The 13,159-nt window shown below is 63.2% G+C and carries 8 protein-coding genes; 5 read left to right on the top strand and 3 right to left on the bottom strand.

Translation table 11 applies throughout. The annotated features are described in order from the left end of the window. Positions 1 to 12: 12 nt before the first annotated feature. Complete coding sequence (locus tag ABGM93_RS13125; protein WP_321500101.1) at positions 13 to 420, top strand: F0F1 ATP synthase subunit epsilon; 408 nt, start codon at positions 13 to 15, stop codon at positions 418 to 420. Between the two features lie 607 nt (positions 421 to 1,027). Further along, positions 1,028 to 6,439 carry an autotransporter outer membrane beta-barrel domain-containing protein gene (locus ABGM93_RS13120; protein ID WP_321500099.1) on the top strand — a complete coding sequence of 1,804 codons (5,412 nt, stop codon included), beginning with the start codon at positions 1,028 to 1,030 and terminating at the stop codon, positions 6,437 to 6,439. A 415-nt stretch (positions 6,440 to 6,854) separates the two neighbouring features. Here the strand turns inward: ABGM93_RS13120 and ABGM93_RS13115 are convergent, their stop codons facing one another. The 3 genes from ABGM93_RS13115 to rpsO form a co-directional block, all read right to left on the bottom strand. After that, the gene (locus ABGM93_RS13115; protein ID WP_321500097.1) at positions 6,855 to 7,754 is read right to left on the bottom strand and encodes a D-alanyl-D-alanine carboxypeptidase family protein; all 900 of its coding nucleotides are present in this window, start codon (positions 7,752 to 7,754) and stop codon (positions 6,855 to 6,857) included. Between the two features lie 147 nt (positions 7,755 to 7,901). After that, positions 7,902 to 10,019 (bottom strand): polyribonucleotide nucleotidyltransferase, encoded by a 2,118-nt coding sequence (gene pnp, locus ABGM93_RS13110; RefSeq protein ID WP_321500095.1) that lies wholly within the window; start codon positions 10,017 to 10,019, stop codon positions 7,902 to 7,904. A 445-nt stretch (positions 10,020 to 10,464) separates the two neighbouring features. Next, a complete protein-coding gene (rpsO, locus tag ABGM93_RS13105) occupies positions 10,465 to 10,734 on the bottom strand; it encodes a 30S ribosomal protein S15 (protein ID WP_321500093.1) in 270 nt (89 codons plus the stop codon). A gap of 692 nt (positions 10,735 to 11,426) precedes the next feature. On the opposite strand from rpsO, the gene ABGM93_RS13100 reads away from it, so the two are divergent. The 3 genes from ABGM93_RS13100 to sdhD all read left to right on the top strand — a co-directional run bounded on the left by ABGM93_RS13100 (position 11,427) and on the right by sdhD (position 13,158). After that, positions 11,427 to 12,122 (top strand): sulfate transporter family protein, encoded by a 696-nt coding sequence (locus ABGM93_RS13100; RefSeq protein ID WP_321500091.1) that lies wholly within the window; start codon positions 11,427 to 11,429, stop codon positions 12,120 to 12,122. Positions 12,123 to 12,360: 238 nt separating this feature from the next. Then, positions 12,361 to 12,759 (top strand): succinate dehydrogenase, cytochrome b556 subunit, encoded by a 399-nt coding sequence (sdhC, locus tag ABGM93_RS13095; protein ID WP_321500089.1) that lies wholly within the window; start codon positions 12,361 to 12,363, stop codon positions 12,757 to 12,759. Positions 12,760 to 12,777: 18 nt separating this feature from the next. Further along, positions 12,778 to 13,158, top strand: coding sequence for a succinate dehydrogenase, hydrophobic membrane anchor protein (gene sdhD, locus ABGM93_RS13090; protein WP_321500087.1), 381 nt, complete (start codon positions 12,778 to 12,780; stop codon positions 13,156 to 13,158). Position 13,159: the final 1 nt, after the last annotated feature.

The following is a 13,159-nucleotide window of genomic DNA, read 5'->3' as shown; positions in this document are numbered from 1 at the left end:
ACGAGGCAGCCAATGGCGGAACCGTTTCAGTTCGAGCTCGTCTCGCCGGAACGCCTGCTTATTTCAGAACCGGTGAATGAGGTGATCGTGCCGGGCAGCGAAGGCGACTTCGGTGTCCTGAAGGATCATGCGCCATTCATGTCGACGATCCGCCCGGGCTTCATCATCGTGAAGCACGCGGACGGCAATGTCAGCAAGCTCTATGTCGTCGGCGGCTTTGCCGACGTCAACGCCAAGGGCCTCACGGTGCTGGCGGAAGCTGCGACCCCGATCGCGGATATCAGCGCTGAGGACGTCGCCAGCAAGATCCGCGACGCCGAAGAGGATTACGCGGACGCGACGGATCCGGTAAAGCGCCAGGCCGCAGCCGACAGGCTGAACGATCTGAAAAATCTGCAGGATGCGCTCGCGGCCCTGTAGCCGCGGCAGACGGACGGCACCGGTCGACCGGTGCCGCGACGCTGGAAATCAGGAGCCCTGTCGGTCCGCCGACAGGGCTCTTTTTGTCTGCGCCCTCGAAGAGCCCCACACAATCTCCGCCGCCCCGTGCGGCCTGAAGGAGGAGGCCCTGCCTGTCCGGCGCCTGATGGTCGAAAGGGGCGCGGTTGTTCTGGGGTGGCGGCAGTCGCCAACTTGTTCGGGCGGGGGAACTTCTTGGCCTGCATGTTTTACTAGTCGTGTAATATAAGTATTTAAAATACAATAGCCGGAATATTTGGCCCGAATTTCAGTCAAAACCCGACGAAAATGTGGCAGAAGCGCAACTCTACTCGGAATAGTCGCGGCGCGGTCAGCAGCTCGCTTGACGCTGTGGCTCACCCTACGGGACATTGCGGTAATCCGTGCGCACGCCCGTGAGTCTCGATTGGTATTGGCGATCGGTAGCTGAGTGTGTGATGCGCATGACTGCACGCGTCAAGGCGACGGCACTTCACTCTGGCAATTTTCGCCAACCCTTGGGCGGCGGCTCACCGACCGCCGGAACGTGTTGACGCCCGCTTTGTGACCTGTACCGGAAGGACTGTGAATGATCGGGGCCAAACGCATCCTTGCTGCTCTTGTCTTGGTGATGGGAGCTATGGTTGCAACCGCACATACGGCGACCGCGCAGCCGACCTTTTCGGCATCATTCTCGCCTTCGGCCGTTGCGGAAAACGGCCAATCGACGCTGATCTTCACGATCACGAACGGCAGCGGTACGCCCGTCACCGCAATGACCTTTTCGAACACGCTGCCAGCGGGGCTGACGCTGGCGGCCGACCCGCAGGAAAGCACCACCTGTACCAACGCGACGATCAACGTCACCGGCCCCGACAGTTTCACCTTCGAGGGGGATGGCTCCGGCGGAGGCGCGAGTGTTGCGGCTTCATCGTCTTGCACGGTTTCGGTTGTGGTCCAGGCGGGAACCCCCGGTAGCTACAACAATACATCCGGTAATCTGACCACATCGGCTGGCGCATCGGGCACAGCCGCCGCGACCTTGACCGTGGATGCCGTGCGCCTCCAGCTCGCAATGGCGTTTTCTCCAGCCACCACCACTGTCGGCGGGACGTCGCGCCTGATTTATACGATCACGAATCCCACCGCCGACGTTGTCACAGGCATTTCCTTATCCAACACCCTGCCAAACGGGCTAGAGGTCGCTACACCTTCAGGCGTCACGACGACCTGCGGCGGGTCTGGCCCGACCGCGGCGGAGGGCGGCTCATCCGTAAGCCTGGCGGGTAGTTTCTTCGCCGGTGCCGGCTCCTGTACCGTTGAGGTGACTGTAAAGGCAACAAATGCCGGCAGCTTCTACAATTCCGCGACCCTGACCTCTTCTCAGGGCTCCTCCGGCTCGGCCGCCGCCGTCCTGAGCGTTCCCGCTCCCACGGGCGCGCTGACCATGGTCAAGCAGTTCAACCGCGCGAGCGTCGCCCCGGGCGCCGAGCTCGAAGTCACCTACCGGATCAACAACACCGACGGATCATCCGCCGCGACGGGGATTGCCTTCACCGATGATTTCGACGCCGCCCTCAGCGGTCTGGCCGCGACATCGCTGCCCGCCTCGGATGTCTGCGGACCGGGGTCTCAGCTCACCGGAAGCTCCACGCTCTCCTTGTCCGGCGGCAATCTGGGCGCACGCAGCTTTTGCGAATTCACAGTGACCGTCGCCGTACCCGCCGGGGCGCCGGATGGGACCGTCACCAGCACGACGAGCAGCCTATCCGGCACTGTCGCAGGCTCTGGTGTAACAGGGGACCCGGCCTCCGCCTCCGTTTCGGTCATCACAACCACGCCGGTCATGACCAAGTCGTTCACCGATGATCCTGTTTCGGGGGGCGGCACGGTCACGCTCCAATACGAAATCGCCAACCCGAGCTCCACAACGGCACTGGCGAACATCGGATTTACCGACAGTCTCGGCGACATGGCGAATGCGAGCGTTTCGGCAGGGACCGGAACGGATCTGTGCGGCGCGGGATCGTTGCTCTATATGCAGTCAATCTCCGGTGTTGACACTCTTATCCTCTCGGGCGGGAATATCCCGGCATCCGGCTCCTGTACCCTCACCTTGACGTTGGCGATACCGGAAAACACCGCTTCCGGCGACTACCTCTCGACCTCCAGCCAGGTGACCAGTGACAGCGGAACAGGCGCACCTGCGTCCGATACCTTGACGATTTCCCCCCCGGCGCTGGACGTTTCGCTGGTCAAGACCTTCCTCGACGACCCCGTCCTGCCCGGCGCCACGGTGACGCTGGAGTTCACGCTCACCAATAACGACGAGGCGAACGGGCTGACGAGCCTTTCCTTCTCCGACGATCTTGACGCGATGCTGAGTGGCGCCGTGGCCACCGGACTGCCTGTGAGCAACGTTTGTGGCACGGGTTCAACCCTCACGGGCACGAGCGTGATCAGCCTGTCGGGCGGTGTTCTTGCCGCCGATGCGGAATGTACGTTCCAGATCGACGTTCAAGTGCCCGGTGGCGCCACGGATGGCACCTATCCCAACACCACATCCGACGTCAGCGGAGATTCCGGGGCGGGTGTCGTGTCGGTACCCGGCTCGGCCGCGTCCGACAATCTCGTCGTCAGCAGCGCCATCGCGGTGACCGGTGTTCAGAGCTTTACCGACGATCCGGTCTTCCCCGGCGCGGATGTGACGCTGCAATACACGCTGACCAATCCCAACCCGTCCAATGACGCAACCGGGATCGCCTTTTCCGCGAACATGAATTCTCTGGGATTGCCCAGCCCCGGGCTCGCCCTGTCCGGCTCCCTGCCCAGCGATCCGTGCGGCACGGGATCCGCGCTATCCCTGTCGGGCGGCACAACGGGCAATCTGATCCTGACCGGTGGCAACATCCTCGCGGCGCAATCCTGCACCTTTTCCATAGCCTTCACGGTCCCGGCAAGCGCGGGGGCCGGCACCTACAACAGCAATTCGTCCTTTATCACGTCCACCGTCGGCGGTGTCGGGCAGACCTCGAATTCGGTCATGAGCGACACGCTCACCGTGGCGTCCCCCTTCGACAACATCGCCTTCTCCACGAGCTTCACCGATGATCCGGTGGAGTCGGGCGGCACGGTTACGCTTCAGTTCGTGCTCGACAACACCGTCAATACGGTCGCCATAGACAGCGCGAGCTTCACCGATGATTTGAGCCAGCTGGGCTTCGCCGCCACTGCGACAGCGGATTCGGGAAGCTGCGCCGGAGGCGGAACATGGTCGGTGTCGGGCACGACCAACCTCTCCGCAACCGTCTCCAATCTGCCCGCGGGCCAGTCCTGTACGTTTTCCGTCGCGGTCGCGATCCCGGGCGGCGCGAATCCGGGTATCCAGACCAACACCACCAGCAACGTTGCCGTGACCATCGGTGCTGCGTCCGGCTCCGTCCCCGCCGCCAGTGACACGCTGACCGTCACGCCGACCACAGTGACCCTGCAAAAGAGCTTTTCCGGCGATCCGGTCGCCCCCGGCGGCACCTTTCAGGTGACCTACACCATTCTGAGTCCTTCCGGCGGCGGTGCGCTGAGCGATATCCGCTTCACCGATGACTACGACGCTGCCCTTGCAGGCCTCGCCACGACCGGTACCCTGCCCAGCGATCCGTGCGGCACGGGATCGGCCCTGAGCGGCACCTCCGTGCTCCAGCTGACCGGCGGCGCGCTCGCCCCGGCCGCCACCTGCCAGTTCACGGTCACTCTCGCGGTGCCCGCCAACGCGCCGCCGCAGACCTACAGCAGCACGAGCAGCGACCTCTTCGAGACCAGCGCGGTGATCGCCCCCGCCGTGACCGATACGTTCCAGGTCAGCAACCCGGCGGAAAACGTGAACTTCACCCTGCAGTTCACCGATGATCCCATTCCCGCTGGCGGCATCGTGACCGCGCGTTACGCGATCACCAATCCGGATGCGAGCGCCTCGGTTACCGGGATCACCTTCGAGCACAACCTCGCAGCGGTCATTTCCGGCGCGACCTATACGCTCCAAAGCAACAGTTGTTCCGGATCAATCTCCGCGCCCACAGCCGGCACGATCCGGCTGAACAACGCCACGTTGACACCGGGTGCCACTTGCGCGGTCGTGGCGGAAGTCAGTGTGCCGCTCGCCACGACTGCGGCGTCATACACGATGACCACCGGCACGATGACCGCCGCGGTCAACGGTGTTTCGACCAATGTCGGCACCGCGTCCGATACGCTGACCGTCGGCAACCAGCCGCAGTTCACCGTGACGAGCGGCGACTTCAACACCAGCGGTGCGGTCGGCGGGCCTTTCACCGGCACGATGGACTATGTCGTGACGAACACCGGCGCCTTCCCGCTCAGCTACACGGTTGCCGCAAGCCAGACCTTCATCGGCCTGTCCGCGACCTCGGGCACCATCGCTGCCGGTTCGACGGCAACGGTGACGGTTTCCATCACCAGCGTGGCGAACGGGTTCACGGCGAGTGCGACGCCTTATAGCGGCACGGTCACTTTCACCAATGTCAGTGCCTCCGGACCTCCGACCGAGGTGCGCAACGTCAATCTGACAGTCCAGAATCAAGGCTCGGTCACCGTTTCGGTGAACACCGCCGGCGGGGATGGCACCTTCGCCTTCACTTCCTCCGATTCAAACCTCAATGGACTGTCGATCACCACCACCAACGGGGCGGGCACAGCGGCAGCCGTTGCGGTGATTGTCGGGTCCCACACCCTGACCCTGCCCACCAGCGGCATGCCGGATGGCTTCGGGCTGGCGAGCATCTCGTGCACCGAGACCGGCGGCACGACGAACACGTCGGTGAATGTCGGATCGGGCACGGTCAGTCTTCAGGTGGAGGCGAGCGAGACCATCTCTTGCGTCTTTTCCACGGCCAATTCCCGCGGGCGCACGACGGAAGTGATCAACCGCTTCCTGCACAAGCGCGTGGACATGATCCTGTCCAATGAGCCCGGCCAGAACCGCCGGATCGACCGTCTGAAGAACCGCTTCGGTGGCGGGGCCAGCGGCACGGGCACGCCTTTCGATGTGACGGCGGCACAAAGCGCGGGCGGTGGTGTCGCCATGGCCTTCGAAAGCTCCGTCTCGCAGATCCGGGCGGCTTACGCGGCCGAGGATGCCGCCAAGCGCGCCATGATCGCCACCTCCGGCGTTTTCGCCAACAACCCCTCCGGCCTGCCGCCCGAGCAGACCCTGTGGGATGTCTGGTTCCGCGGCTCCTTCACATGGTTTGAGGACAATAGCGGCGGCACAGACAGCGACGGCGTTTTCGCGATCTTCCATGCCGGTGCCGACTATCTGGTGACGGATCGCGTTCTCGTCGGCGCACTGTTCCAGCTCGATTATCTCGATCAGGATTTCACCGAGCTGGGGGCGAGCGCCAATGGTGTCGGCTGGATGGCCGGTCCCTATGCGACGCTGCGCCTGACCGACAACCTGTATTTCGACACCCGCGCTGCCTGGGGCACGTCGGCGAACGAAATCAGCCCGTTCAACACCTATACCGACGACTTCACCACCACCCGTTGGCTGGTGCGTGCCGGGCTGATCGGTGACTGGAGCTTCGGGGCCTGGAACGTCCGTCCCTCCGCCAATGTCGCCTATATGCAGGAAACGCAGGAAGGCTATACCGACAGTCTGAGTGTCTATATCCCCGAGCAGACCGTCGGCGTCGGCCAGTTCGATTTCGGACCGGAAGTCTCCTACACCTATCAGACGCCGAACGGCTTCTTCGTGGCGCCGCGCGCCAAGCTCACCGGCATCTGGAACTTCAAGCGCGACACCTATGGCTCCACCGCGACGACCTCGGCAGCGGGCGTGGAAATGCGCGCCAAGGCCGAACTCGGCGTTAATGTGCGCATGCCCTCTGGTGTGCGTCTGGAAGCCAATGGCAGCTATGACGGCATCGGTGCTGAGGACTACAACGCCATGACCGGCGAGCTGAAGCTCACTGTTCCGCTGAACTGAGGGGGCGGGGGCAACGCCTTCGGGCCGTTGTCCGGCCCAGCGTTTTTGCGCTGCAGCCGGATATGCGACGTTGAAACTGAAGCTGGAACTGAAACTGAAGCTGAAAATGAAAAGGGGCGTCCGGCCATATGCAGGGCGCCCCTTTTTCATGCGCACAGCGCTTTATCCAGGGGGGGGGCGCCGGCGGCTTCGCGGAAAGCCGCCGATCCTTCGAGACGTGGTCTTGCGACCGCTCCTCAGGAGAACGGTGTGCTTGCGGTGGGCATCCCGGGGAGCCATCGACACGGGAACTTCATCCTGAGGAGCCCGCCTTGGTGGGTGTCTCGAAGGATGGGCTCCACGGTGTGGCTCCATGCTCGGTTGGCCCCGGCAAACCTCTCCGTTCAAATCGACAGCTGACGACAACCGCTGCGCTCTAGCGTCGGGTGCCCTCGCCCCTGTGAGGCTGCGGGCGGGGGAGCGGAACATGTCCCTTGATGTCGCGCAGGCGCAGGTCCGGCGGGGTGCCGGGCGCGGGCGCGGGCAGGTGCGCCTCGATCATCGCGGCCATGGTCTTGTCGCGCTCCTCGGCACTGTCCGCCCCGATGATGACCCCGATAAGCCGCGTGTTGCCGCGCTTGGCGGAGGTCACCACGCTGTAACCGGAAGCGCTGGTATAGCCGGTCTTCATTCCATCGACGGCGGGCACCCGGTTCATGACGAAGTTGTGCCCGCGCAGCTTCATGCCGCGAAAGACGATGTATTTCTGCGAAAACAAGGGGAACTGGTCGGGAAAGTCGCGCATCAGCGCCAGTGCCAGCGTCGCCATGTCCCGCGCGGTCGTCAGGTGTTTCGGATCGGTCAGGCCTGTCGGATTGAGGAAAGTCGTGCTGGTCATGCCCAGACGTCGCGCAGTCGCGGTCATTGTCCTGGCAAAGGTCTGAACATCCCCGCCCAGATGCTCGGCCATCGCCACCGCGGCATCATTGGCGGAGATCACGATCATCCCATTCACCGCTTCGCGCACGGTGATGGTCTTGCCAGCCCCGATGGCGAATTTGTAGGGCGGCATGCTTTCCGCATTGGCCGACAAGGTGATGCGGTCGTTCCAGTGCAGCCGCCCGTCGCGCAGCGCCTCGAAGGTGAGGTAGAGCGTCATCAGCTTGGTGAGGGAGGCGGGCTGGCGCAGCGTATCGACGCTGTCCGCCGTGATCAGCTTGTTCCGGCCGACATCGAAGAGCAGGCGGGCGGGGGCAGCGAGAACGGGCGAGGCGAGAAGCACAAGGGCGAGCGCAACACTCAAGGCTCGACCGACAAGAACGGTTGGGCGCATCATTTATCCATCACAGACGCGGGCGGAAGAAAGGGGCGGGGCGGTATCAGAATCGCAACCGTGACCCTGGAGCCGAAAAGGTTCAAGAAAAAGGCCGGAGCATCGCTGCCCCGGCCTTGTCGTCATTCAAGCAATGGGAAAGGCCACGGCCTAGGCGTCCTGCTTGATTTCCTCGCCGGTCTCCTGGTCGACGACCTTCATGGAGAGGCGAACCTTGCCGCGGTCGTCGAAGCCCATGAGCTTGACCTTGACCTTGTCGCCTTCCTTGACGACGTCGGTCGTCTTGGCGACCTTGTGCGGGGCGAGCTGGGAAATGTGGACCAGGCCGTCCTTGGCACCGAAGAAGTTGACGAAGGCGCCGAAATCGACCGTCTTCACAACCGTGCCGTCATAGATCATGCCCACTTCCGGCTCGGCCGCGATGGAGTTGATCCAGTTGATGGCGGCCTGAATGGCCTTGCCGTCGGAGGAGGCGACCTTGATGGTGCCGTCGTCGGCAATGTCGATCTTCGCGCCGGTCTTTTCCACGATCTCGCGGATGACCTTGCCGCCCGAGCCGATCACTTCACGGATCTTGTCGACCGCGATCTTGATCACCTCGATGCGCGGGGCGAATTCGCCGAGCTCGGTGCGGGCTTCACCCAGCGCCTTGCCCATCTCGTTGAGGATGTGCAGGCGGCCTTCCTGGGCTTGGCCCAGCGCAACCTTCATGATCTCCTCGGTGATACCGGCGATCTTGATGTCCATCTGGAGCGCGGTAACGCCCTCAGAGGTACCCGCCACCTTGAAGTCCATGTCGCCGAGGTGATCCTCGTCGCCGAGAATGTCGGAGAGCACTGCAAACTTCTCGCCTTCGAGCACGAGGCCCATGGCGATGCCGGCCACCGGACGGGTCAGCGGAACGCCCGCATCCATCAGCGACAGCGAGGTGCCGCAGACGGTCGCCATGGAGGACGAACCGTTGGATTCGGTGATTTCGGACACCACGCGCAGCGTGTAGGGGAAGTCGTGATGGGCCGGAAGCATCGGACGCACCGCGCGCCATGCCAGCTTGCCGTGGCCGATCTCGCGGCGTCCCGGGGAGCCCATGCGGCCCGTCTCGCCCACGGAGTAGGGCGGGAAGTTGTAGTGCAGCATGAAGCGTTCTTTGTAGGTGCCGGTCAGGGCATCGACGAACTGCTCATCGTCACCGGTGCCGAGCGTCGCCACCACGAGACCCTGGGTCTCGCCGCGGGTGAAGAGCGCGGAACCGTGGGCGCGCGGCAGGATGCCGACCTCGGACTCGATCGCACGAACCGTGTTCAGCGAACGCCCGTCGATACGGGCCCCTTCGTTGAGGATGCGGCCGCGAACGATGGAGGCCTCAAGCTTCTTGAACAGGTCGGACACGACATTCTTGTCCGGCGCGTTCTCGTCGCCTTCCACGATCAGGCCGGCCATGACCTTGTCCTTGGACGCAGCGACCGCGTTCTGACGCTCGACCTTGTCGGCGATCAGGAAGGCGGTGGACAGATCGGCTTCAGCGATTTCCTTGACCTTGGCGTAGAGCTCGTCATGGGACGGCGCGATATGCTCGCGCGGCTCCTTGGCGGCCTTTTCGGCCAGGCGGATGATCGCGTCGATGACCGGCTGGAATTCGCGGTGACCGAACATGACCGCGCCGAGCATGACTTCTTCGCTCAGCTCCTGGGCTTCCGATTCCACCATCAGAACGGCATCGGCCGTACCGGCGACCACGAGGTCGAGCTTGCTCTCCGGCAGGTCGTCGATCATCGGGTTGAGGACGTACTCGCCGTCAATGTAGCCGACGCGCGCGCCGCCGATCGGGCCCATGAAGGGCACGCCGGAAAGCGTCAGCGCAGCCGAGGCCGCGACCATCGCGAGAATGTCCGGGTTGTTCTCCAGGTCGTGGCTCAGCACGGTGATGATGACCTGGGTGTCGTTCTTGTAGCCTTCCGCAAAGAGCGGGCGGATCGGGCGGTCGATCAGGCGGGAGACGAGGGTTTCGTTCTCCGAGGGGCGGCCTTCACGTTTGAAGAAGCCACCGGGGATCTTGCCGGCGGCGAACGCCTTTTCCTGATAGTTCACGGTCAGCGGGAAGAAATCGAAACCCGGCTTCGGCTGGCGGGCGGAGACAACGGTGGCCAGCACCTTGCTCTCGCCATACGTCGCCATGACGGCGCCGTCGGCCTGACGGGCAACCTTGCCCGTCTCCAGGATGAGCGGGCGTCCGCCCCACTCGATTTCTTCGCGTTGGATATCAAACATATGGTTTGTCCTTTCCAGGGTCCCGGTCGGGAACGGTTCCCGAGGGCGGCCCTGTCATCGTCCGGTGCTGCGCGGTGCATTCCGCGCGGCCTGCCGGTCGTTTTCCTCTCGTATCCGGTCCGGCATGCCATAGGGCATCTGTCCGGGCCGGGATGTCGCTGAGAGCCATGGGCAAGACGGCAAGAAGCTTTTCTCGCGCAACAGGCGGGTGAAAAGCATCCGGCGATCTCGCCCCATGGCTCGTAGTCGGGAGCCCGGGTTAGGGGAGCCTCCCGGTGCGGGGCTTGCCTGTTGGGCTGCCGCGCGAAAGAAGGAGCCCCCGATCCGGGAACTCCGTTTGCTGGGGGCCAAAAGCCGGGGCGGCGAAAGATGCGCGCCGCGCCAAAGTCAGGCCCCTAAACGACCGCAGCGGACCCGCGGGCCCGCTGCCTGTTGCCGTGCAGCCTTAGCGGCGCAGGCCGAGACGCTGGATGAGGCTCTGATAGCGCTCCACATCCTTGCCCTTGACGTAGTCAAGCAGGTGACGACGCTGGCTGACCATCTTCAGCAGACCACGACGGGAGTGATTGTCCTTCGCGTGGGTCTTGAAGTGCTCGGTCAGGTTGGTGATGCGCTCGGAAAGGACCGCGACCTGCACTTCGGCAGAACCGGTATCGCCTTCCTTGGTCGCATATTCCTTGATCAGTTCCTGCTTGCGCTCAGGGGTGATCGACATCGTGTGTCCTTTTTCAATCGTTGCGAAACGCGCGCCCGGTTTTCTTGTCCGTGCCCAGACGTTTCAGGTTTTGCTCGCACGCCGTACGACGGGGTGTTCGCCCCAGACGCCCTGACGTGTTGTGCGGTTCGGCCTCAGGCCTGTGCCGGGATGTCGTCCAGCACGGTCTGAAAGCTTGGTCTGACGTCATGGCAAGGGTTGAAGCCATGGTCAGGGCAAGGAAGATGCACGAAAAGCCCCGAAAAGGTGAACCTTCACGGGACAAGCAACCTTCCGGCCTGCCGCTTTTTCTCCGTCGCCGGGTTTGCAAGGCCCGCCGCGATTGCGGCAAGCCGGATGCACGTCGGCGCCCGGTTTTCGCATCGAGACTGCTCCAGTCCCGAATGCGCGCGGAATATGACCGACAAGCGCGCAGATTTCCAGCGTTTTATTCAATGATCTTTGCCTGCCTGTCCCTACGGGCAAATCGCAAGGCGCGGCGGGCGGTGTGCTGGCGCCAATCGTCGGGTCTTGCGAGGCGATCGCGAAGCTGGCGCGCGAAATCTCCCGCACCTGTGCGCGAATGCGGCCGCACGAAAGCCGCGGGGCGCGCCGATATGGCCTGCGAGCGGCCATGGCTTGTGTCGCGTCGCCTTGCTCCCTATGTGAGCGGTCCACACCCCGAACCGTTCCGCAGATCAACAAGGCCCGCGATGCTATCTCTTGCCATACGCAGCTTTGCGCAAGTCCTCTCGCCTCCTTTCCGCGTCATCCTGTGGAAGTCGCTCGGCATCACCGTGGCGCTGCTTGCCGTGGTGTGGTTCGCCATCGAATGGGCCATTGGCCACTTTGTCGATCTGTCCGCCTATCCGTGGGCGCAGACCACGCTGAGCATCGTGACGGGGCTGGGCGCGTTCATAGGTCTGGGCTTCCTGATCGCCCCGGTCGCGGCGGTTTTCATCGCGCTGTTCCAAGACGAGATCGCCGAAAAGGTGGAGGCTGCCGACTATCCCGAAGACCGACCGGGAACGGCCATGCCGCTCGTGCCCTCTCTCATCCTGTCGCTCAAGTTCCTGGGCGTCGTCCTTCTGGGCAATCTTTTCGCTTTGCTGCTGCTATTGGTGCCCGGCATCAACATTGTCGCCTTCTTCCTGGTGAACGGCTACCTGATCGGACGTGAGTATTTCGAGTTCGCCGCGATGAGATTCGCCCCGCCGCCCGACGCCCGGCTTCTTCGCAAGGCGCATGGCGGGCAGGTGTTTCTCGCAGGCCTGGTGATTGCGGGTGTCCTGGCGATTCCCATCGTGAACCTTCTGGCCCCGATTTTCGGCACCGTTTTCATGGTTCATCTGCACAAGAGGGCAGCTGGCAGGATTGCCAGGCGGTCCGCGAACGCCCTGCGCCGGTGATCGCGGCGGCGGCTTTTGCACATGGGCGGTAGCTGGCTGCGCCGCCGCGCCAGCCCCCGGGATCCGGCGTCTTGACAACGCGACGGCACTTTGTGGAATGGCGAAAACGCGGCTTCCGTTTGGCAAAATTTTGCCACAGCGAAACGCAGCCTTTGACGTAGGCGAATGATAAGGCTAGAACGACCAGCGAAATAATCCTGTGTTTGCTTACCATTACGTAAGCGGAAAGGATCGTTGTATGTCGCAGTCCGACGTCAAGGCCGCCCGGCCGCTTTCGCCACATCTCCAAGTCTACAAGCTCATCTTGACGATGTTTGTGTCAGGATTGCATCGAATCACCGGTGTATGTCTCTATCTCGGCATGTTCTTCGTCGCATGGTGGCTGGTCGCCGTGGCCTCCGGCCCGGCCTATTACGACTTTGCCATGGGCATTTTCGGCTCGATCATCGGGTATCTGGCCCTGATCGGGTTCACCTGGTCGCTGATCCTGCACACCCTCGGCGGCCTTCGCCACTTCCTGTGGGATACCGGTCGTGGCCTGGGCCCGGGAACTCGCGACAAGCTCGCGCTTGCCAGCCTTGTCGGCTCGATCGTCCTCACCCTTCTGGTGTGGATCATCGTTTTCGCCGTCGCCTGACAATCAAGGACCCAGCTCATGAGAATGCGTACCCCCCTCAGCACGGTCCGCGGGCTCGGTTCCGCCCGCGAAGGCACCCGTCATTTCTGGCTTTCCCGCGTGACCGGCGTTGCCGCCGTGCCGCTCAGCATCTTCTTTGTCGTTTTGCTGATCGTGATGCGCGGCGCCGACTATGAAACCGCGGTTGCGATCCTCGGCTCGCCGCTGGTCGCCATCCTCATGGTGCTCACCATCTTCACGGTGATCTATCACATGATGATTGGTGTTCAGGTCATCATCGAGGATTACGTTCCCGGCCAGATGGCAAAGGTCATCTGGCTGATGGGCAACATCTTCTTCTGCTCGTTCATCGGCGTTGCGTCGGTGTTCGCGCTCCTCAAGATCAGTATCGGGGGCTGAG

Origin of the sequence: Breoghania sp. (assembly GCF_963674635.1) — a bacterium.
Classification (GTDB): domain Bacteria; phylum Pseudomonadota; class Alphaproteobacteria; order Rhizobiales; family Stappiaceae; genus Breoghania.
Note: the sequence above shows the minus strand (reverse complement) of the source record. Positions and strands in the feature narration are given on the sequence as shown.